This is a genomic window from Edaphobacter aggregans DSM 19364 (assembly GCF_000745965.1).
In the GTDB taxonomy this organism is placed as follows: domain Bacteria; phylum Acidobacteriota; class Terriglobia; order Terriglobales; family Acidobacteriaceae; genus Edaphobacter; species Edaphobacter aggregans.
Window position 1 is genome coordinate 19,062 of the sequence record NZ_JQKI01000020.1, and the last position, 21,324, is coordinate 40,385.

At 62.4% G+C, this 21,324-nt stretch carries 17 protein-coding genes; 2 read left to right on the forward strand and 15 right to left on the reverse strand.

Going from position 1 to position 21,324, the window contains the following annotated elements; translation table 11 throughout:
- Nucleotides 1-2: 2 nt before the first annotated feature.
- The 14 genes from recO to Q363_RS10340 form a co-directional block, all read right to left on the reverse strand.
- Nucleotides 3-740, reverse strand: a complete 738-nt coding sequence (gene recO, locus Q363_RS10275; RefSeq protein ID WP_035349741.1) for a DNA repair protein RecO — start codon at nucleotides 738-740, stop codon at nucleotides 3-5.
- A gap of 194 nt (nucleotides 741-934) precedes the next feature.
- Nucleotides 935-1,195: a 4Fe-4S dicluster domain-containing protein gene (locus tag Q363_RS10280; RefSeq protein WP_035349743.1), complete on the reverse strand. Its 261-nt coding sequence runs from the start codon at nucleotides 1,193-1,195 to the stop codon at nucleotides 935-937.
- 135 nt (nucleotides 1,196-1,330) lie between these two features.
- Entirely contained in the window at nucleotides 1,331-2,206 is an 876-nt protein-coding gene (locus tag Q363_RS10285; RefSeq protein ID WP_035349744.1) for an inositol monophosphatase family protein, read from the reverse strand.
- A gap of 119 nt (nucleotides 2,207-2,325) precedes the next feature.
- The gene (locus tag Q363_RS10290) at nucleotides 2,326-3,300 is read right to left on the reverse strand and encodes a VWA domain-containing protein (protein ID WP_245632147.1); all 975 of its coding nucleotides are present in this window, start codon (nucleotides 3,298-3,300) and stop codon (nucleotides 2,326-2,328) included.
- A gap of 14 nt (nucleotides 3,301-3,314) precedes the next feature.
- Nucleotides 3,315-3,854 carry a molybdenum cofactor biosynthesis protein MoaE gene (locus tag Q363_RS10295; RefSeq protein ID WP_084080207.1) on the reverse strand — a complete coding sequence of 180 codons (540 nt, stop codon included), beginning with the start codon at nucleotides 3,852-3,854 and terminating at the stop codon, nucleotides 3,315-3,317.
- 146 nt (nucleotides 3,855-4,000) lie between these two features.
- Entirely contained in the window at nucleotides 4,001-5,152 is a 1,152-nt protein-coding gene (gene mqnE / locus Q363_RS10300; protein WP_035349746.1) for an aminofutalosine synthase MqnE, read from the reverse strand.
- Between the two features lie 34 nt (nucleotides 5,153-5,186).
- The gene (locus Q363_RS10305) at nucleotides 5,187-7,211 is read right to left on the reverse strand and encodes a WD40/YVTN/BNR-like repeat-containing protein (protein ID WP_035349752.1); all 2,025 of its coding nucleotides are present in this window, start codon (nucleotides 7,209-7,211) and stop codon (nucleotides 5,187-5,189) included.
- 125 nt (nucleotides 7,212-7,336) lie between these two features.
- A complete protein-coding gene (locus Q363_RS10310; protein WP_035349755.1) occupies nucleotides 7,337-8,950 on the reverse strand; it encodes an OmpA family protein in 1,614 nt (537 codons plus the stop codon).
- 217 nt (nucleotides 8,951-9,167) lie between these two features.
- Nucleotides 9,168-9,782 (reverse strand): NADH-quinone oxidoreductase subunit B, encoded by a 615-nt coding sequence (locus tag Q363_RS10315; protein ID WP_035349757.1) that lies wholly within the window; start codon nucleotides 9,780-9,782, stop codon nucleotides 9,168-9,170.
- 72 nt (nucleotides 9,783-9,854) lie between these two features.
- Nucleotides 9,855-10,562 (reverse strand): hypothetical protein, encoded by a 708-nt coding sequence (locus tag Q363_RS10320; protein WP_035349758.1) that lies wholly within the window; start codon nucleotides 10,560-10,562, stop codon nucleotides 9,855-9,857.
- On the reverse strand, nucleotides 10,552-13,200 hold the full coding sequence (glnD, locus tag Q363_RS10325) for a [protein-PII] uridylyltransferase (protein ID WP_051978638.1): 2,649 nt from the start codon (nucleotides 13,198-13,200) through the stop codon (nucleotides 10,552-10,554). The genes Q363_RS10320 and glnD overlap by 11 nt, the downstream gene beginning before the upstream one ends.
- Before the next feature lie 87 nt (nucleotides 13,201-13,287).
- Nucleotides 13,288-13,626: a P-II family nitrogen regulator gene (locus Q363_RS10330; RefSeq protein ID WP_035349761.1), complete on the reverse strand. Its 339-nt coding sequence runs from the start codon at nucleotides 13,624-13,626 to the stop codon at nucleotides 13,288-13,290.
- A gap of 35 nt (nucleotides 13,627-13,661) precedes the next feature.
- Nucleotides 13,662-15,104, reverse strand: coding sequence for an ammonium transporter (locus tag Q363_RS10335; RefSeq protein ID WP_035349907.1), 1,443 nt, complete (start codon nucleotides 15,102-15,104; stop codon nucleotides 13,662-13,664).
- Between the two features lie 246 nt (nucleotides 15,105-15,350).
- The gene (locus Q363_RS10340) at nucleotides 15,351-15,629 is read right to left on the reverse strand and encodes a hypothetical protein (RefSeq protein WP_035349764.1); all 279 of its coding nucleotides are present in this window, start codon (nucleotides 15,627-15,629) and stop codon (nucleotides 15,351-15,353) included.
- A 153-nt stretch (nucleotides 15,630-15,782) separates the two neighbouring features.
- Between Q363_RS10340 and uvrA the strand changes: the two genes are divergently transcribed.
- Both uvrA and Q363_RS10350 read left to right on the forward strand, forming a co-directional pair.
- Entirely contained in the window at nucleotides 15,783-19,007 is a 3,225-nt protein-coding gene (gene uvrA / locus Q363_RS10345; RefSeq protein WP_051978631.1) for an excinuclease ABC subunit UvrA, read from the forward strand.
- Nucleotides 19,008-19,198: 191 nt separating this feature from the next.
- Entirely contained in the window at nucleotides 19,199-20,212 is a 1,014-nt protein-coding gene (locus tag Q363_RS10350; protein ID WP_035349765.1) for a CPBP family intramembrane glutamic endopeptidase, read from the forward strand.
- A gap of 10 nt (nucleotides 20,213-20,222) precedes the next feature.
- Here Q363_RS10350 and Q363_RS10355 read toward each other — a convergent pair whose 3' ends face one another.
- The gene (locus Q363_RS10355) at nucleotides 20,223-20,717 is read right to left on the reverse strand and encodes a hypothetical protein (RefSeq protein WP_157466730.1); all 495 of its coding nucleotides are present in this window, start codon (nucleotides 20,715-20,717) and stop codon (nucleotides 20,223-20,225) included.
- Nucleotides 20,718-21,324 lie beyond the last annotated feature (607 nt).

Below are 21,324 nucleotides of genomic sequence, written 5' to 3' on the forward strand. Positions count from 1 at the left end.
GCTCACCCCCGCTCCAGAGCCCGCGCACTCCTGATCCGCCGCTCCAGATTGCGCTCCAGCACCCCCACCGCAAAGCTCCGCAGATCCGCCGCCCTCCCCCGCGGCCACTCCTCCTTCGCCAACTCCTCCACGGGCATCTGAAAGATCCTCCGCGCCTCTGCCACAGACCCCGCCGACAGCGCCGCACTCCCCCCGCGCCGGTCGTCCTCGCACGTCACCCCATCGGCCGCCGGAGACCACCACACCGTCCCGCCTCGCAGATCCAACCCACACACCACACAGTGTCCCAGCGCCGGCATCCACCCCATCAGCCGGCTCATCCACAGCGCAAAGTAGGTCACCGGCATCCACACCCGGCCCACCTGCATCTCGTCCATCACCGCCAGCGCCAGCCGAAACACCGCGTCCTCCGGAGCCTGCTCCGGCAGCGCCTCCTCCAGCACCTCTGCGACAAACTCCAGCGCCGCCGTCCGCTCGTAGTCCACCGCGTCCTTCAGCGGAGACCACAGAACCTCGAACGCATCCAGCCGCACCAGCTCCTGCCGCGGCTTCTCCGAATACGTGGCGCGAACATACGTCATCGGCTCCAGCGCCCCCCCAAACCTCCTCCGCGACCGCATGGCATGGCGCGCCACGCCCTTGATGCGCCCCTGCTCCCGCGTCAGCAGACTCACCAGCAGGTCGGCCTCCTCAAACGGCCACGTCCGCAAAACAATCGCCTCACCCTGCCGCTGCGCCATCTATCCGCCTGTCGCTTCTAGTAGCCCAGGGCTTCAGCCCTAGGTCTCTCGGCCCGCCACGAAAGGGCTTCAGCCCCTGGGGTATGCCTTTCGATCATTGCTCGAACGTATCCAAACGGATCTTCGCCACTTGCCCCAAACGCAAAAGACGCGCAGCCTTGGCTGCGCGTCCTCCAATCTCCAGACTTGCGAGCTTACCGCCCGTAGTGATCTGAGTTCTTCTGCTGGAAGGCCGCCCACTTTTCTGGCAGGTCATCGCCCGCATAGATGGCCGAGACCGGGCACACCGGAACGCAAGCGCCGCAGTCGATGCACTCGACCGGATCGATGAACAGCTGATCCGTATCGCCGTGGCCAGCCTCGTCCTTCTTCGGGTGGATACAGTCCACCGGGCACGCGTCAACGCAAGCAGTATCCTTTGTCCCGATGCACGGTTCCGCAATCACATAAGCCATCTCTGGTAATCTCCCTTGATCTTGTGCCGCCTCTGAAAAATTCCGTCCAGTTGTAGGGGGCGTTGCTTCGATTCTAGCAGCATCCGTCGGCCGAACTGCAACCCGAAATCAGCATTCAATTACGACCTACCAGCCCTACTTCCCCGCCGCCGCCCTCCGCGCCGCAAACTCCGCCGGCGTCGGTATCGGCTCCAGCTCCCGCCCCGCAAACATCTCCTTAAAAATGTGCACCATCTCCCCCTGAATCAACCCGTTCGTCGCCAGAACCTCGCGGCTGTCCAGCGTAAACGCACCACCGTCGAAGTGCGTCACCACTCCGCCTGCCTCCGTCACCAGCAGCACGCCCGCCGACGTGTCCCACGGATTCAGGTTGAACTCCCAGAACCCCTCCAGTCGCCCACACGCCACATACGCCAGGTCCAGCGCCGCCGAACCCGCGCGCCGAACCCCGTGCGACCGCAGCGTGATCTGGTAGTAGAAGTACGCATTCGGATTCAGGTGCCGCTTATGACTCGGAAACCCCGTCGCCGTCAGTGACTCCTGCAGCGTCTTCACCTTCGACACATGAATCTGCCGACCGTTCAGCCACGCGCCCTTGCCCTTCTCTGCCACAAACATCTCATCGCGCAGCGGATCGTAGACCACCCCCGCGGTCAACACTCCATCCTCGTCCTGCCTCAGCCCCTTCGGACGATGCTCCAGACCAAGCACCACGCAGAACGCCGGAAACCCGTGCGCAAAGTTCGTCGTGCCATCCAACGGATCCACATACCAGCGATACTCGCTGTCCAGCGCATCCCGCGTACCCTCTTCGCCATACACCCCATGCGTGGGAAACGCCGCATGCAGCCGCTCGCGAATCAGCTTCTCGCTCGCCTTATCGGCCTCGGTCACCAGGTCCACATCGCCCTTGTACTGGGCGATCACACCGTTCTCGTAAAAACCCTTCAGCAGCGCGCCCGCCTCGCGCGCAATCCCTTCAGCTACCTCGGCAAACTCAAATCGGCTCACAGATATACCTCTCCCTCAACTCTAATGCAGCTCAGCCCCTTGCAAAGAAGGTGTCATCCTGAGCGGAGCGCGCGGAGTCGAAGGACCTGCATTTGGTCTTGTAGCGCCTCGATGCCGAACTACTTCCCATCCCCGTAGTACCCGCTCCGGTACCGTAGCTCGTACTTCTGCTTCATCTCCGGGTCCTTCATCCGCGCCCGAATCGACCGGAACGCCGACCCGCCCTTCTCCTTCTGCGGCGCGTAATACCCCAGCACATACTGCGTCCGCAGATCGTCCGAGACGCGCGCAAACGCCGGCTCCAGGTCCTTCGGGTCCTCCACGTAGTAGTACCTCCCGCCCGTGTCCTGAGCCAGCTGTATCAGCGCATGTTCTCCGCCCGTGCTCCTCCCCGCGTCCGCCGCAATCGGCACAATGATGATCGAGTAGATCATCGCCCCCGCCCGTTGCGCCTGCTCCAGCGCCTGCCCATACCGCGAGCGCTTCGCCGTGTCCTCGCCATCGGTAATCAGCACCAATACGCGCCGCCGGCCCGCGTCCGTCCTCGTCTCCGCCAGCCGGTCCGAAGCCAGATAAATCGCATCGAACAGCGCCGTCGCATCCCCACGCTGAATCTCGTTCAGCCCGCTCTCGATCCTCTTCTTCGAGTTCGTGAACGGCACAATCTCCCGTACTGTGTCCGAGAAGTCCATCAGGTCCAGTTCATCCTGGTCCCGGAGTAGGGCATTCACAAAGTGCTTCGCCGCATTCTTCTCCAGCCGCTCGTTCCGCAAAACGCTCTGGCTCCCATCGATCGCCAGCACAATCGAGAGCGGCGTCGAAGACTCCCGCTCGAAGTAAGCGATCTTCTGCGCCCTCCCGTCCTCCAGAATCTCAAAGTCGTCCTTCTGCAACCCACCCACCGGAGCGCCCGTCTTATCCACGACGTTCACCGCCACATTCACCAGCCGCGTCTCCACCCGAATCGTCGGAACCTGGTCCTGCTGCGCCGGCTGCTGCTGCGAGTCCGGATCCGGATCCACCGGCTTCATCGGAGGCCGCCGCACAATCGGAGCCTGTGCCAGCAGCGAAGCCCCCAAAACCCAAACCAGCACTCCGACGCATCCTCTCACTCGTGCTCACCCGCTGCCTCTTTGACGCGCCGACCCTCCGAATCGCTAACTCGTTGCCCCTCCAACTCGCTGACTTGCTGACTCGCTAACTCGCTAGCCCCCGCAATCCCCATGCCCTCCGGAAACGGTTCGCCATCTGCCCAGATAGCCCCATCCTCAAACTGTTCCTTCTTCCAGATCGGCACCGTCTTCTTCAGCGTATCGATCAGCCACCGGCAAGCATCGAACGCCGCCCCGCGATGCGCCGAAGCGACCACAACCAGCACGCTCGTCTCTCCTACCACCAGCCGCCCCAGCCGGTGCACCATCGCCACATCGCGCACGCTGAAGCGCTCCACCGCCTCGGCCGCCAGCGCCTTCATCTGCGCGAGCGCCATCTCCCGGTAAGCCTCATAGTCCAGGAGCAGCGTCTTCCGCCCGCGCGAGTTGTCGCGCACAATTCCGTCGAAGACGCAAACCGCCCCATCCGGCCCGCTCTTCAATCCGGCAACAATCTCCGCCGCCGGAATTACATCGTCGATAATCTCAATCCTCATCGCCGTCCAGTGCCCTGCGCCTGTCCGCTGCCCAGGTCTGCCGCTCAAGCATACCCCTTGCCGGGCTCACCCGCACGCAAAGATCCGCGGCGCAACCTCAAACGATCGCTACTCTGTGGAGGAAAGCTAGCCGAATCTGAAGCGGCCTACACCGCCACCGTAAAGGTGTCCTCGTTCCGCGTCACCGCGCGATACATCGTATCCCGCTCGAACGGTTCGCGCCCGGCTTCTGTAATTAGCCGGACCAGGTCCTTCCGCCGCAACCCCTGCGGAGTTGTCGCGCCGGCATCGTGGTAGATCTTCTCCTCGATCACCGTGCCGTCGATATCATCCGCCCCAAACCGCAGCGAGATCTGCGCGATCTTCGGCGAGACCATCTGCCAGTAGCTCTTGATGTGCGAAAAGTTGTCGAGCAGCAACCGGCCCACCGCAATCTGTTTGATGTCCAACATCCCCGTCGTCCGCGGAATATGCGCCAGGGCAGTATTATCCGGATGAAACGCCAACGGAATGAACGTCTGGAATCCGCCCGTCTCGTCCTGCACCACGCGCAACCGCAGCATGTGATCGACCCGGTCCTCGTCGTTCTCCACATGGCCGTACAGCATCGTCGCATTCGAGCGCAGCCCGATCCTGTGCGCCGTCTTCGCTGTCTCCAGCCACTCCGCGCCGTCGATCTTGTGGTCGCAGATAATATGCCGTATCCGGTCCGCAAAGATCTCCGCTCCGCCCCCGGGAAGCGAATCCACGCCCGCAACCTTCATCCGCTCCAACGTCTCTGCAATCGTCATCTTGCCGCGCTTGGCCAGAAACGCGACCTCCACCATGGTGAACGCCTTGATGTGAACCTTCGGAAACCGCTCTTTCAGCCCACGAACCAAGTCCATGAAGTACTCGAATGGAAGATCGGGATGCAGGCCGCCGACGATGTGGAACTCCGTCACAGCCTCCGTGTAGCCCGCGCCCGCCGTCTCCCAGGCCTCTTCCAGAGCCATCGTGTACGTTCCCGCCTCACCCTTCTTGCGCCCAAACGCGCATAGCCGGCACGACGCGACGCAGACGTTCGTCGGATTGATATGGCGGTTCACGTTGAAGTATGCGACGTTTCCGTGCAGCTTCTCGCGCACGTAGTTCGCCAGCCAGCCGACGGCAAGGATATCGCCCGAGCGATACAGCGCCATCCCATCGTCAAAGCTCAAGCGCTCGCCTGCGAGAACCTTCGCGGCAATTGGCTCAAGCGCCCGATCATCCGTCTGGAAAGAGTGCCGTAGTCGCGCGAAGGTCGTCTCTGAACTCATGCTTCGATTCTAATCCCTTCGCGCAACCGCTCGGTCAGTGCGTCGTCACCTCAGCCGAGTTCACCATCTCCGGCTGAACCACGATGCCGTCGAACAGTGTCGCGCCCACCAGGTGATCGCCCACCGGCCGCACCAGCCGCATATTCCATCCCGTATTCCAGTAATTGATGCTCTTATCGGGAAGATGTGCCGCGAAGACCAGGGTCGTCGAGATGTTCGCCGTAATCAGCACCCGCTGCCCGCGCTCGTCGTAGAAGATGCTGTTCACATCGCGCACATAGAGGTTATGTACGCTCTGCCACGTTGCTCCCTTGTCCTCGGAGAGATAGACGCCCTCGCGGCCGCCGATCCAGAGGCCGCCGAATCCGTCCACTGCCACCGAAGTAATCTGCGTCAGCTCCGCCGGTGGCTTCGCGTCAGTCCAGGTCTGCCCACCATCGGTCGAGAGCGACGCTCGGGAAAGCGATGACGCGAAGACCATCGACTTCGCCGAAGAGATCGAGTACCACACGTGCCCCTCGGGATTAGCGACCAGCGTCCAGCTCTGGCCGGCGTCGGTACTCTTCAGAACACCGTCCTGGGTCGCAGCAAACATCCGGTCGCCATCGCGCGTAAACGCAAACACCGTTCCGTCGAACGGCTTCTCAACGGGCTTGCGCTTCGCCGAAGCAGACGCTGCATTGGTGGCAGTCTTGCCAGCTACGCGCTTCCTGCTCGTGGTCTTTGGCGCAGGCGGAACCTGCGTCACCGGAAGCGTCAGCGAGACACGATCGACCTTGCTCCACAGCGCTCCGTTCAGCCGATAGATTCCGTGTCTCGTACCAGCGAAGATCGTCCCGTCGTTGGCCTGTCCAAGACTGAAGACGTCATGCTTCTCGAGTCCCGCGCTCTTCTGCGTCCACGTAGTGCCGCCGTTCGTGCTGACGAACACGCCGCCCCAGGCTTTGTCGTTAACCAGGCCAACGTAGATTGTTCCAGGCTGCCGCAAGTCCTCCACGTAGGAAGTGATCTGCCGCGCAGAGAAGCCATTGTTCGTCGGCTGGAAGCTGTTGCCACCGTCGTTGGAGACCAGCACGCCACCACGATCTGTCGCCAGCAGCATGCGATTGGAGTCTGTCGGGTTGATATACACATCATTGACGATCAACTCCGGCCCGCTGGTGCGGGCCCACGTCTTGCCCGAGTCGCTCGTTCGGTACAGTCCTTCCGTCGTCCCGGCAAAGACGATGTTCTGATGCTGCGGGTCCTGCATCAGCACACGGGTTCGCCGCGCCGTCGAGGGAATCCCCTGCATCTTCTGGAACCTCGCACCCGCGGTATCGCTCTTATAGATTCCCGAGCAGGCGCTGGCGTAGACCACATTCGGGTCTTTCGGATCGATGATGATCGAGAAGACGTCGGAGTCGTCGATCACGCCTTCCTTGATGTTCGACCAGTGTGCTCCGCCATCGGTTGTCTTCCAGGGAAGATGCCAGGTTCCCGCATAGATGGTCTTCGTATCCTTCGGGTCGATCGCAATCGACTCGACCTCATGCAGCTCTTGGCTGCCCTCGGGAGTGATGAGTTGCCAGTGGGTCCCGCCGTCGCTCGAACGATAGACCCCCTTTAGTGTTCCCGCGACGAGTGTCTTCGGATCTGACGGGGCACTGACAAGGGCGCGAATCGACTGGCCCTTCATCTCGGACACTTCCGTCCAGCTGACGCCAGCGTCGTTGCTGACGTAGAGTCCGCCCTCGGCCTTGCTCAGAACCCAGGCGCCCACCAGGATGCGTCCAGGCGTCGCCTGATCGAGCACGATGGAGTCCAGAACAAGGTCATCTCGCTTGCCCACCCGGGCGAGCCGTTTCCAGTCCGCACCGCTGTTGTGTGACTCGTAGATCCAGCCGGTCGCTGTTCCCAGATAAAGGTGCGTCCTGTCATGCGGATCGGCCGCGATCTCGCGTGCATCTCCGCCATTCGGTCCGAACGGCTGCCACTCAGCAGTACCAGCCTGAGAGCGGGTTGAAGACAAAATCAAGACGATGAGGAGGGGGAGGAGAGATATTCGTCTGTTTTGCATAGGTCCTTACTTTTAGTCTAGTAACCCAAGTTTAGCAACCCAATCTTTAGGGTCGCACGCGTGGACAAAGAATAAGGCTGACTGGGTTGGTCCCAGTCAGCCTTTCTTTGACACTTTAGTTGGATTTACTTCTTTTTGGGGCGCTTGGCAGGAGGAGTCTTCACAGCGCTCTCGTCAACCGGCGTAAGGCCAGTCTGATCAAGCGTTGCTCCGGTCGGGATTAGGGTCGAGTTGGCCGTCTTGCCGTCCTGCGATCCGGTGTAGACCGAGATACGGCTTGCGTCGATACCCTTCTCCTTCACCAAGTAGTCCTTCGTGTTGACAGCGCGGGAGGCTGCAGCCTGGCTGGCGTTCTTCTCCGTGCTGGCGGCGTTGCCGGCGATGGCGAGCTTCGCATCCGGCGAGCGCTGCATGTTGAGTGCGACGTCATCAAGGCAAGCCTTGGCTTCGTTGTCCACACGGGTCGGACGACGCTTGTCACGATCGAAGGTGATCGAGCACAGGCTGGTCGTCGTGGGTGCCGGCGGAGGTGCAGGCGCAACCACCGTCACCGTCGTGGTGCTGGAGGCCGTCTGGCCCTTGTCGTCAACCACGTTCCCCGTAACCGTAATCGTTCCCGGTGCCGCGCCCGTCGTGTTCAGCGTTGCCGTCGAGGTGTTGCCCGTGACCGATCCAGCCGTCGAGCTGTAGCTGTAGGTCAGAGGACGATTCTGCGGGCTGGAGCCGGTGCAGGTGATCGTCGAGGAATCGCCAGGCGATACCGTCGACGGGTTAGCCGAGCAGCTGATCGTCGGAGGACCGTACTGCTGAATGGTGAACGGAGCCGAGCAGTCCGCCATCTCGCCGGGCTTCGCGCCCTCCGAGACGTGGCCCTTCACGGTGTAGTTGCCGGGGTTAAGGTTCTTCGTGTCGACATTCGCCGTGTTGGCGGTGCCCGAGACCGTGCCGCCGTCCGAGGTCCAGCTATACGTCGCCGTCTTCTTGGGATTCAGGTTCGCAGCCGTACCCGTCACAGTGATCGGATCGCCAGGAAATGCCGTCGAGGGCGAGGCCGAGCAGCTGAACGTAACAGGCGGAGGAGGAATGATGTGGCCGAAGTGCGTCACAATGCCGGTGCTCAGATCGACGCCATTGAGGTTGGCGCGTCCACCCGTCGGTCCGCTCGGAGGCGGAACATAGGGTCCGAAGTTTACATGGATGTAGCGGTAGTCCGCCTGAAACAGACGGAACGAAAAACGGTGATTCATGAACGGAAGGTCATAGTCCATGCCGCCGCCGGCCGTCAGCGTCGGTCCCCACTCCCAAGGGTTGTGGTACTGGAACGAACGATAGGAGTTCGGACCAACCAGACGTCCGCCGCCGGCCAGGCCATGCGCGAACAGCGTGAAGTTCTGCATTGGAGCGCGGAAGATCGGTCCAGCCGACGCCGTATACAGACCGTCGTTCTTTCCATCTGGATGCGCCACAAAGATGAACTCGCCGCCGAAGTACTTGTTAAAGTAGTAGGCGCCGCTGCCGATCGCTCCCGCGTCAATGGAGTTGTAGTCCACGCCGAGCGGCTTCAATTGGCCATGCGCCCCGAAGTAGGAATAGCCCGTAAAGAGATCGAAGCGGGATGGGTTAACGCCCACGGGGGCGGTTGTGGTGGGAGTCTGAGCACCCAGACTCGCTACTCCAAGACTGACTGCACATGCAGCCAGTACGAACCGGCCAAAACTACGTAACGGGCTATAAACCATTCGACTTCCTCCGCTCAAATTCTTCATAAGTAATGAGCCGTTCTTGCAGCTCAAGATGTTCGATATCCTGCTTCGATTCAGTAAAGCTTACTTCAGTTGCTAGAGGGTACCGGTAAAAAATACTCTCCGGAAACTATATTTTCAATACTTTACATCGAACAAAACGAGCGGAGAAGTAGGGAGAACCTTCCCAGTTACCAAAGATTCGACCTGAAATTCAGGACAGATTCAGGGTTTTTCGCAGCGTCCCACGTTCCCGCTGTATCTTTTCCTGCAGCAATGTGATCGCGTACAGCAGCTGCTCCGGACGAGGCGGGCACCCCGGGACATAGATATCGACCGGAATAACCTGGTTGACCCCCTGCATCAGGGCGTAGTTATTGAAGACGCCCCCCGAGGTGGCGCAGGCGCCCATCGAAATCACCCACTTCGGCTCCGGCATCTGCTCATAGAGCCTGCGGATCACCGGCGCCATCTTCTGCGAGACCCGTCCCGCAATAATCATCAGATCGCTCTGCCGCGGCGACGGACGAAACACCTCAGCACCAAAGCGCGCGATATCATAGCGCGAGCCACCCATCGACATCATCTCGATCGCGCAGCACGCCAAACCGAAGGTCATCGGCCATACCGAGCTCTTCCTCACCCAGTTGATCGCGGCATCGAGCGATGCCAGCACAATCCCCTCAGGCTGGTCGTACCCCCAGCTAACCTCTCTCACCTTCTCCTGGTTCTTGGCAGAGCTCTCCAGATTGCCAAAGAGGTACCGGTCGCCCTTCTGAGGCGCCTCGGCAGGCCGCCCACTGCTTGAATTCCCTGATCCTGTACTCATACGCTAATGATAAAGCCGATACGAGCGCCCCGTGAAATAATCGCCCGATAACGTCCCGCCCCGACACAGTTACTAAGGCCTGCCGCATGGCTCGTTGCTCACCGTCAGGCGCCGATCTGCCGCAAATCCCCTTGGCAGCTCAATCGCAATCCGGAACCGCATCCACGTCAGCCTCCCCAATGCCGTCGTCCTCCCATCGGCAGGCCTCTCCAGCGTGTGAGCCGTCGCTGCGAAGTGCGAGGCCACCGCAGCCGCAGCGGCCGCCTGATCCGCCGTTCCCGGCACCAGATGTGCATCCACAATCGTCAGTGTTCCCTCCGGCGCACGGCTCACCAGCCCAGCCAGCCTCTGCTGCGTGGTCGCCGCGCCCACACCCTTGCTTTCGTATTCGTCATAGGCCTTCAGCAGCTCCTGAAAGCTCCGCTCCTCCGGCGCAAAGCGGAAGCGCCGCGGATTCCATCCAACTGCGTCCTGCGCGCGAAAGCTGTAGTCCGTCGTGATCAGCAGCGGGCTCACCGAGCGATACGGCGGCGTCGCCAGCTCCGCATGGTCGTGCGGCGGCCGCGGCTTCCCTGCCGGCAGCACGCGAAGAATCCACCCCGAAGCCAACGGCTCCAGCATCACCTCCAGGCCATTGCCGATCGGCCGGACAAACAGCTCGCCCCCACGAACCTCGCCCTCGAGCGAGCCCGTCCGACACGACGCCGGTGCCCCCCACCCTATTCCCGCGCCGCACAAGAGAACCAGCCACACCGCGCCCTTCACCCAGCTAACCCGCATTCTCCTCCATCGCCTCCAACAGCGCCGCGCGCAGGGCCCGCTGCTGCCTCTTCTCGAGCTTCGCCCCCTCATGCGTCAGGTAGAAGACATCAATGGCGGTCTCGCCTTCCGTGTCGATCAGCGCGACCTCGATGTTGTGCCCGTGCGCCGCGATCGTCAGGCTCAACGCCCGCAGCAGTCCGGGAATGTCCTGCGCGATCACCTCGAGCAGCGTGCTGTGCGACGAGGCCACGTCATCGAACTCCACTCTGGTCTCCACAACCACCTTCGGCGTCTTCCGCCGGCCGCGCCTCCGGCCGCTCAGCAGCTTCTCCAACGGCACCGCGCCCGTCATCACATCGTGAAGGCTCTTCACAAACCGCTCGTGTTCCGAGGCATTCATCTCCAACGTGCGGAACGTATCGGTGAATCGAAAGCTATCGACGACAATGCCGTTCCGGTTCGAGAACGCATCCGCCGTGACGATGTTCATCCCCCACGCGGCCAGCGCTCCCGTCATGTTGGCAAACAGAAGCGCCCGGTCCGGCGTCACCACCGTCAGCTCGCTCACACTTGGCGCATACCGGAAATCAAGCTGCACGCGGTCCTCGCCCAGCCGTTCGGCCATGCGGAAGTGCGTCCGTATCTGCTCCGGCGAGCGAGTCAGCACATAGCGCTCCGGCAGTCCCTCCAGAAACTCCGCCACCGCGTGTCTCTGGTTCGGCACCAACGCCGAGACCCTGTCCACCAGCTCGCGCGCCTCCTGCGCCCCCACGCGCTCATCGTCCACGCTGCGATCCAGATAGTTCGCCGTCGCCATATACAACCGCCACAGGTTCTCCGCCTTCCACGGCGTCAGAGCGTCCGGATGTACAGCGTTGATATCGGCGTACGTGAACAGCGTCAGCATCCGCAGAAGATCGGGCGTCTGCACCTTGCCCGCAAACGCCCGCACCGTCTCCGCGTCAAAGATGTCGCGCCGCAGCGCCGACGACATCTCGAGATGGTTGGCGATCAGGCCCGTCACCAGATCGCTCTCATACTGGTCCAGCTCCAGGCGCGCTAGTACGCCATGCGCCATCTTTGCGCTCTCCCGCGCGTGATCCCCCGTGCTGCGGCCCTTGCCGGTATCGTGCAGCAGAGCCATCAGATACAGCACCGAAGCATGCGGAAGCTCGCCCAGCAGCGCACCGAAGCGCGACGCCCATTCGGCCCGCGAAGCCCATTCTGACTTTGCCCCGCCCTGCGCCTCCTCCAGCCCATGCAGCGTGTCGATCAGCACAAACGTGTGCTCATCCACCGTATAGCGGTGATACGCGTCCCGGATCACCAGCGCATCAATGCCATGAAACTCCGGGATCAGCAGCTCGAGAATCCCCAACGCGTGCATCGCGCGAAGCGCATCGCCGGCATAGCGGCCAACCAGCACGGCCTGAAATCTGCGCCACAGCGCCGGCCCCTCCTCCAGATTCGCCGACAGCAGCGGAAGCGCCTGTGAGATGCGCTCCTCCGCCTCGCGCCCCAGACGGCAGCCGGTACGCGCAATCGCAGCAAACACCTCAAGGACGATCTCCGGATCATGCGCCACATCGCGCCGCGCCCCCGCCACATAACCCTGCACCGCCGGGTCCAGAAGGATGCGGCCGTGGTCGATGCGGAAGCCTGCCTGCGGCTCCACTCCACGCTCCCGCTTCAGCAGGATCCGCCGCGCGCTCTTCGGCATCGGAAGATCCTCAATCAGGCGCTTGAGGGACCGCTCGATGCTGCGCGCATGCCGGAAATAGAACCTCATCCAATACGCGGCATCGAGCTTCTGCGTGTCGCGTCCCTTCAGTCCAACCGCCGCCTCCGCCGCTACATCCTGCGCCTGCCAGTCCAGCGTGTTGTCGTCGCGTTCATGACGGTAGTGCAGAAAACACCGCACCAGCCGCAGAAACTCAACTGCGTGGCGGAACTCAATATCCTCCGAGCCATCGGCCACCACAGAGCCGTCCAGCATCCTCAGCCAGCCGCAGACGTGCACGTCGCGCAAGCCTCCGGGACAGTCCTTGATATTCGGCTCCAGGTGAAACAGCGTGCCGCCGTACTTGGCATGCCGCTCCCGGGTTAGCTCCACCAGCCGCGCGGTAATCCCTTTCTGACCGCGCTGCAGCAGCTTCGGTACCGTTTCACCCGCCAACTGCGCATACAGCCCTGCATCGCCCGCCAGCAGACGATGGTCCATCAGCGACAGCGTGAACTCCGCATTGTCTTCAGAAAAGCGTTCGCATTCGGCCAGCTTGCGGGTCGCCTGCGAGACGCGAATCCCGCAGTCCCACATCTCCTGCCCCACACGCCGGATCGCCTCCTTGACCTCTTTCTCCACGACGCGCGCATCCTGCAGAAACAGCAGGTCAACATCCGAATAAGGAAACAGTTCCCTTCGCCCATAGCCCCCGATGGCGAGCAACGCAATCCCCTCTGCCAGCCTCGAATCGCGCTCCACGGCACTCCGCCAGAGCCGCGTCACCAGCTCGTCCATCGCCGCAGTGCGAGCGGCGATCGTCTGAGTGCCTGATGCGCCAGTCGCGAAGGCGCCGCGAATCTCCAGCATCCGTCGCTGGTACTGGCGCCCGAACTCGCCGCGCACTTCGCTGCCTGTGGACTCGTCCGCCTGCATCGTCTCTCCCGAGTCTTCAGAATACAGTCCGGCGCCGCTTGCAAGGTGCGGTGTCAGCCCTCCATCCGCAGGCAAAGACGCGCCTGGCTAAAGCGCAATCTCTCCGCGCTCGTCGTTGCGAATGCGGATCGCCTCATCGATCTTCGAGATGAAGATCTTGCCGTCGCCGATCGTGCCCGTGCGCGCCGCGCCGATGATCGCGTTCACCGCGCGGTCCAGCATCTCATCGGTCACCACGACCTCCAGCTTCACCTTCGGCAGCAGATCCACCGAGTACTCCCGGCCGCGATACACCTCGGTGTGTCCCTTCTGCCGGCCGTGTCCGCGGGCCTCGAGGATCGTCATGCCGTTGACCCCGATCTCCACCAGCGCGTCCTTCACCGAGTCCAGCTTCGACGGCTGAATCACCGCTTCAATCTTCTGCATATCCGTTTCGTCCTCTCGACGTCGTGCCTATCAGTCTAGTGCGCCCAGTCGTAGCCCTCTTCGCCGTGCTGCGACAGGTCCAGACCGTCGCGCTCCTCGTCCACACTCACCCTAAGCCCCATCACCTTGTCCACGAGGAACAAAATGATGAGCGTACCCACGATCGAAATAGTCCACGCAATCGCCACGCTGGCCGCCTGGTTCAACACCTGGCGGCCGTTGCCCTCCAGCAGTCCGGTCGGCTTGCCTGCGCCCAGGATGGGATTGATCGTGCTGTTGGCGAAGATGCCCGTCATGATCGCACCGATCGTTCCGCCCGCGCCGTGCACGCCAAAGGCATCCAGCGAGTCGTCATATCCGAACCACGATTTCACCTTCACCACCATCAGATAGCAGAACACTCCTGCGATCAGCCCGATCCACAGCGCCGACATCGGCGTCACAAAGCCCGCAGCCGGCGTAATCGCAACCAATCCCGCGACAGCGCCCGAGATCGCCCCCAACGCAGAGGCCTTGCCTTGCCGGATCCACTCCGCCGCGCTCCAGCCCACCGCCGCCGCAGCCGCGCCAAAATGCGTCGCCACAAACGCCGACGTCGCCAGCGTGCCCGCCGAAAGCGCCGAGCCGGCATTGAAGCCGAACCAGCCCACCCACAACATGCACGCACCGATAAAGCTCAGCACAACCGAGTGCGGAGGCATCGCCTCCTTCGGATAGCCCAGTCGCTTGCCCAGATAAATCGCCGTCACCAGCGCCGAGACTCCCGAGGTCACATGCACCACCGTACCGCCCGCAAAGTCCAGGCAAGGAATCCGCCCGCCCAGCGCCGCATTCAGAAGGCCGCCCTTGCCCCAAACCATGTGCGCCATCGGGCTGTAGATAAACAGCGACCACAGCACCATGAAGACCAGCATCGACGAGAACTTCATCCGCTCCGCAAAGGCCCCGGTGATCAGCGCCGGCGTAATGATCGCGAACATCAACTGGTAGACCATGAACGTCTCGAGCGGAATCGTCGCCGCATACTTCGGATCGGGAACAAGCCCCACACCATGCAGAAACACGTTGTGGAAGCCTCCGATAAACGCGGTGCCCTCGCCGAAGGCCAGCGAGTAGCTCACCAGCGCCCATAGCAGCGTGATCACCGCCATCATCGCGAAGGTCTGCATCATCGTGCTCAGAACGTTCTTCTTGCGCACCAGCCCGCCGTAAAACAGCGCCAGCCCCGGCCCGCTCATCATCAGCACCAGCGCCGCCGAGACCAGCATCCACGCGTTGTCGCCCGAGGTCTGCGCCACCGCAATCGCCGCCGCATTATCGCTCGCCTGCTTCTCGAGCGCCGCCAGGCGATCCGCCTGGCTCGCAGCAGCGGTGGCAGCAGGAGCCTGAGCCATGGCCTCTCGTCCGGCCAGCAGAGGCCCGCCCACAAACAGCGCCAGCAGAAGAGCCAGAAATACCTTCACTACGGCAACACGCATGGAATCCATCACCTGTCTCAAGATTTTTCCTAAGGCTAGAAGAAGAGCAGACACCCCCGTCTGCCTCGGTCCTGAGAAGAACCGGCTGCCCCCGGGGACACATCACCTCGCTGCGGCGTGGGAGCGAAGCTTTTTGTCTCTTGCTGATGAACTTAATCTACACAATCAGAGGCCCACCACAAAACCGAAACTCTCCTCCCGGCTCTGCGCAGAGCCTGCATGGCCTGTCAGCAACCGCGCAGGCCGCTATCGCCGAGCAAGCAATTCCTTCACAATCTGCTCCCACTCTGCATCGAGATCGCCCTTGCCGTCCGCATGCCCTGCCTGACGATACCAATAGGTCGCGTTCCCCGCATCCCCCTCCTTGCGGTGCAGATACGCGTGCACCCACGCGCCGTCTCGCCCGCCCACATCCTGGGCCACCTCGTGCGCACGGCTCCAGTCGCCCCGGGCGTCCCACCACAGAGCCAGCAGCGCCCCTTTCAACTCCTCCGCACGCGAAGCCCGAAACTCAGCAATCGTCATCCCGCACCCCCTCGTTCGCCCAACTTCACAAGATAGATAATCGAACCGCTCGATTATCAACCTCCTGACACACCGTTGCCAGCAGCCCGCTCCCGGCCGAACCCAATGATGCCGTATCCTAATAACTTGGCCACAGAACGCCAAACACTGTCTATGGGCACTACTCCGACCGCTTCCTCGAAGACCACTCGCACCACTCCGGGCATCACGCACATCACAGTGCGTGGAGCCCGCCAGCACAACCTGCGCAATGTCTCCGTCTCCATCCCGCGCAACACCTTCACCGTCGTCACCGGACTCTCCGGCTCCGGCAAATCCTCCCTCGCCTTCGACACCATCTACGCCGAAGGCCAGCGCCGCTACGTCGAGACCCTCTCGGCCTACGCCCGCCAGTTCCTCGACCAGATGGAGCGCCCCGACGTCGACTCCATCGACGGTTTAAGTCCCGCCATCTCGATCGAGCAGAAGACGACCTCCCGCTCTCCGCGCTCCACCGTCGGGACCATCACCGAGATCTACGACTACCTCCGCCTCCTCTACGCCTCCGTCGGCCAGCCCCACTGCCCCAACTGCCACCGCCCCATCTCGCGCCAGTCCGCCGACCAGATCGTAGAGCGCATCGTCTCCCTCGCCCCCGGCGAGCGCATCACGATCATGGCCCCCATCGTCCGCGGCCGCAAGGGCGAGTTCCGCGAAGAGCTCGAATCCCTCGACCAGCAGGGCTTCCGCGCCCGCGTCGACGGCGAGATGATCGAGATCACCGAAGGCATGCGCCTCGAGAAGCGCAAGAACCACACCATCGAGGCCATCGTCGACCGTATCATCCTCAAGCCGCTCTCGCCGGACAACACCTCCGCCGCGCTAGCCGGCACACCACCCAAGTACGACACCCGCCGTCTCGAAGCCTCCGTCGCCAAGGCCCTCCAGATGGCCAACGGCCTCGTCCTCATCGGCATCCAGGACCCCGTCACCCGCCACCAGGAGGAGACGCTCTACTCCTCCTCCATGGCCTGCCCCGACTGCGGCATCAACGTCCCCAGGCTCGAGCCCCGCAGCTTCTCCTTCAACTCCGCCTACGGCGCCTGCCCCGAGTGCCACGGCCTCGGCTCCATCTACGACTTCGACCCCGCCAAGACCATCGCCGATTGGTCCAAGCCCCTCCTCGACGGAGCCATGGGCCCCGGCTCTGCCTCGCAATATCTCCTGCGCCTCATCAAGCTCGCCGCCGAAAAGTACAAGATCGACATCCGCAAACCCTTCGACCAGCTCACCACCGAGCAGCAGAACCTCTTCTTCTACGGTCCCCCGAAGGGGGAAGCAGGACGCACCGGCTTCCACGGCATCTTCGCCTACCTCCGCACCAACCTCGAAGACTCCAAGTCCGAGGGCTACCGCGAGTACATGATGCAGTTCATGTCAGCGACCACCTGCCCCCGCTGCCAGGGCAAGCGCCTCCGCCCCGAATCGCTTGCAGTCACCATCCCCATCCCCGCCACCAAACCGGGTGCCCCACATCTCGATTCTGAGATGCGGGATGGAGCGGCGAAGAAATCCAATGGTAGCTACGGCTTCTCCATCGCCGACTTCACCGCCCTCTCGTTGGAGCGCGCCCTCCAGGCCGCAAAGTGCATGAACTTCACCGGCCGCGAGCGCATCATCGCCGACCGCCTCCAGCGCGAGGTCATCGAACGCCTGGAGTTCCTTAACGCCGTCGGCCTCGGCTACCTCTCCCTCGACCGCTCCGCCGCCACCCTCTCCGGTGGCGAAGGCCAGCGCATCCGCCTCGCCACCCAGATCGGCTCTCGCCTCCGCGGAGTCCTCTACGTCCTCGACGAGCCGTCCATCGGGCTCCACCAGCGCGACAACCAGCGCCTCATCTCCGCGCTCGAAGACCTCCGCAACCTCGGCAACACCGTCCTCGTCGTTGAGCACGACGAAGACACCATCCGCAAGGCCGACTACGTCCTCGATCTCGGCCCCGGCGCCGGCAAAAACGGCGGCCACCTCATCGCCGACGGCACGCCCGACCAGATCATGGCCAACGACGCCTCCATCACCGGCCAGTACCTCGCCGGCAAGATCGAGATCGTAGCCCGCAAGCAGCCCCGACCCCTCACCGGCAACTGGATCACCGTCGAAGACGCCCGCGCCCACAACCTCAAGAACGTCACCGCCCACTTCCCCCTCGGCGTCATGACCGTCATCACCGGCGTCTCCGGCTCCGGCAAGAGCACCCTCGTCAACGACATCCTCTACCGCGCGCTCGCCAAGGAGCTCTACGGCTCCCGCGAAGAACCCGGTCAGCACGGCCGCATCCGCGGCATATCCCAGATCGACAAGGTCATCGAGATCGACCAGTCCCCCATCGGCCGCACCCCGCGCTCCAACCCCGCCACCTACACCGGAGTCTTCTCGGCCATCCGCGACATCTTCGCCATGCTCCCCGAATCCCGCGAGCGCGGCTACAAGCCCGGCCGCTTCTCCTTCAACGTCCAAGGCGGACGCTGCGAGGCCTGCCAGGGGGAGGGCCAGCGCCGCATCGAGATGAACTTTCTCCCCGACGTCTACGTCCTCTGCGAGGTCTGCAACGGCCGCCGCTACAACCAGGAGACGCTCGCCGTAAAGTTCAACGGCTACTCCATCGCCGACCTCCTCGACCTCGCCATCGAAGACGCCCTGCCCATCCTCAAAGACATCCCCGCCGTCAACCAGCGCTTGCAAACCCTAGTCGACGTCGGACTCGGCTACATCCACCTCGGTCAGTCCGCCACCACGCTCTCCGGCGGCGAGGCCCAGCGCATGAAGCTCGCCCGCGAACTCTCCAAGCGCCAGACCGGCCGCACCCTCTACCTCCTCGACGAGCCCACCACCGGCCTCCACTTCGACGACGTCCGCAAGCTCCTCGAGGTCCTCCACCGCCTCACCGACCTCGGCAACACCGTCATCATCATCGAGCACAACCTCGACATCATCCGCAACGCCGACTACATCCTCGATCTCGGCCCCGAGGGCGGCGAAGGCGGCGGCCAGATCATCGCCCACGGCACCCCAGAAGAAATAGCTCAGGTCGCCGAAGTCGCCGGCTCCCACACCGCCCGCTTCCTCGCCCGCCACTACGCCCCCTCGGTCCTCGCATCGAAAAACGGAGCTGGAGCAGCAAACGGCCACGCCGGCCCGCAGCCCGCGACCATCACCGCCGCCGCCGACCCCGACAAGAAAACAAAGGGCAAATTCACCCCACCAGAAAAGAAAACCGGCGTCCCCACCGCCCGAAAGACTAAACTGGCCGATACGGAGAGAGCCTTAACGCCAAAAAACGCCGCAAAGAAGACCGCCGCCAAGGCCTCCGCAAAGCCGCGAACAAAGACCAAAGCATGAACTCCCGTATGCGAAGCCGCCTCATCGATCCATTCCGTAGCGAGTATCGCTATTGCACGAACGATTCTCTGGCGAACCCCCTTTGGAAGTGTCATCCTGATCTCTCCCCCCAGATGTGTCATCCTGAGCCCTCCCCCCAGGTGTGTCATCCTGAGCCTTCCCCCCAGATGTGTCATCCTGAGCGGAATAACTTGCGCATCGCGCAAGTTACGGAGTCGAAGGACCTGCGGTTAAGTGCGGCCTCCTATCCGTCCGGCGCCATCCTCGACCTCACCGCCGACGCCTCCCAGCCCCAGGCTCCACCCGCAGTTCCCCCGCCCGTCATTCCCATCACACCCCTCGACGGCCCTGCCATCGTCATCGAAGCACCTCCGCCGTCCGATGCAGCCGGCCCCGGAGTCCCCGCCCGCGTCCCGCATCTCGGCCACGCCATCCTCTTCGTCTCCCTGGCGGCCCTCATGCTCTTCGTCTTCTCCGCGCTCCTCGTCGGCCTCTCCCACCCAGCCGACGCGCAGAAGATCGTCACCTCCGTGATGAAGCCGAAGATTCTCATCGCCGTCCAGACCCTCGCCTACATCGCCACCCTCGTCGCGTCCTACTTCTTCTTCCCTCTTCTCTGGCATCGCCCCTTCGGCAACGGCATCCAGTGGGACTTCGTCACCGCCCGCCGCAACGCGTACAAGCTCATCCCCATCGGCCTCCTCACCGGCTTCGGCGTCCAGGCCTTCTCCTCCCTCATCCCCGTCCCGAAGAACATCCCCATGGACGACTTCTTCCGCACTCCGTCCGACGTCTGGCTCGTCACCGCCTTCGGTACCCTTCTCGCCCCCATGGCCGAGGAGATCTGCTTCCGCGGCTTCCTCCTCCCCGCCTTCGCCATCGCCTACGACTGGCTCTCTCTCCCCAAAACCCCCGCCGCCCGCGAGCGCTGGCACATGACCACCAACCTCACCCCCACGGCACTCGTCTTCGCCACCATCGTCTCCAGCATCTTCTTCGTCCTGCTCCACGCCGAACAACTAGCCCACGCCTGGGCCGCCCTCGCCGTCCTCCTAGTGGTCTCCCTAATCCTCACCGCAGTCCGCATCAAGACGCGCTCCGTAGCCAGCTCCACCCTGGTCCACGCCAGCTACAACGCCTCCGTCTTCCTCACCCTCTTCATCGCCACCGGCGGCTACCGCCACCTCGAGCGACTGGCGCGCTAGACTTACCTACTCACTTTGCGTCGAGCCTCCGTTCAATCTCCTGTCGTTCGGGACTCAATACGTGAACCGGCTTACTATCGCCGCCGTCATACTTTCTCTTTGTGCGGTAAGAGAATGCTTTGACATATTGATCCGACTGCGGCTCAAAGCGCCACACCTCCACCGTGTAATAGTGCTGACCGAAATGGGTTTCACCATCACCCCAAATGAAATCTGCGCGAACCAGAATTGGATATGGTGATGCACTCGGTACTGTCCACATCGCTCGATCACTAGCGTTGGTGACAGCCATGAACGGAAGTAAGTTGACGATCTTTCCGGCGTCCGCATCCCATTCAAAACGAAGTACGGCTAAGCGTTCGAGCGTTCCACTTCCGCCACCAGAGAAAGTACCGGTGAAAAATGCCCATGAACCGCCGTCTGCCAGTGGCAGCCTCTCAGATCTTGGGTCCAGACCAAACTGATAGACAACTGTCGACTCGCCGGAAGCCTTCTGCGATGGCATCTGATAGCAAATGTTTCGCCTCCCTAAAACACAGAGCCTTGCCCCAGACGTCGGTAATCCATCACCGTCCAGATCCCCTCCGGTTAGCGTGAAACGCGGAAAGGCCGCGTTCTTTCTCGGTGCCCCTAACTGAGCTAAGGCCAACGGTCCTAGCAACACTATCCAGACAGCGATCCAACACCGATTTACTCTCATGCGGATATATGTCTATCACCCTGCTACTAACAGAACACGCTTGTGCAGAAGCTCTGCGTCGCTTATTCCGCTCTCTTGTACGACAGCTCATAGACTACCGGATTCGAAAGCCTGGCCGGGTGCCCCAGGTCTCGCCGGGTGCCCCACATCTCGATTTTGAGATGTGGGTTCATTCGAGCTTCAGCTCGAACCCCGCCTCGCTTTAGGGCACAGCTTCAGCAGTGCCGACTCTTCGCAGAGAACCCCTTGCGGGATAGCGTCGACAGCTCTACTATCGAAGCCGCAGCGAAACTATCGAAGCCGCAGCGAAGTGCCTTCACTCACCCAATGAAACTACAATTGCTTGGTTCTCCTTTGACCGGCAGAGCGCCTCTAGTGGCAACCGTTCTCTCCCTTTTGCTTCTTCATCATG

Coding starts and splice junctions, on each gene's coding strand:
- recO (WP_035349741.1), bottom strand. CDS start 740: ATGGCGCAGCGGCAGGGTGAGGCGATTGTTTTGCGGACGTGGCCGTTT.
- Q363_RS10280 (WP_035349743.1), bottom strand. CDS start 1,195: ATGGCTTATGTGATTGCGGAACCGTGCATCGGGACAAAGGATACTGCT.
- Q363_RS10295 (WP_084080207.1), bottom strand. CDS start 3,854: ATGAGGATTGAGATTATCGACGATGTAATTCCGGCGGCGGAGATTGTT.
- mqnE (WP_035349746.1), bottom strand. CDS start 5,152: ATGAGTTCAGAGACGACCTTCGCGCGACTACGGCACTCTTTCCAGACG.
- Q363_RS10305 (WP_035349752.1), bottom strand. CDS start 7,211: ATGCAAAACAGACGAATATCTCTCCTCCCCCTCCTCATCGTCTTGATT.
- Q363_RS10310 (WP_035349755.1), bottom strand. CDS start 8,950: ATGGTTTATAGCCCGTTACGTAGTTTTGGCCGGTTCGTACTGGCTGCA.
- Q363_RS10315 (WP_035349757.1), bottom strand. CDS start 9,782: ATGAGTACAGGATCAGGGAATTCAAGCAGTGGGCGGCCTGCCGAGGCG.
- Q363_RS10320 (WP_035349758.1), bottom strand. CDS start 10,562: ATGCGGGTTAGCTGGGTGAAGGGCGCGGTGTGGCTGGTTCTCTTGTGC.
- glnD (WP_051978638.1), bottom strand. CDS start 13,200: ATGCAGGCGGACGAGTCCACAGGCAGCGAAGTGCGCGGCGAGTTCGGG.
- Q363_RS10330 (WP_035349761.1), bottom strand. CDS start 13,626: ATGCAGAAGATTGAAGCGGTGATTCAGCCGTCGAAGCTGGACTCGGTG.
- Q363_RS10335 (WP_035349907.1), bottom strand. CDS start 15,104: ATGCGTGTTGCCGTAGTGAAGGTATTTCTGGCTCTTCTGCTGGCGCTG.
- Q363_RS10340 (WP_035349764.1), bottom strand. CDS start 15,629: ATGACGATTGCTGAGTTTCGGGCTTCGCGTGCGGAGGAGTTGAAAGGG.
- uvrA (WP_051978631.1), top strand. CDS start 15,783: ATGGGCACTACTCCGACCGCTTCCTCGAAGACCACTCGCACCACTCCG.
- Q363_RS10355 (WP_157466730.1), bottom strand. CDS start 20,717: ATGCCATCGCAGAAGGCTTCCGGCGAGTCGACAGTTGTCTATCAGTTT.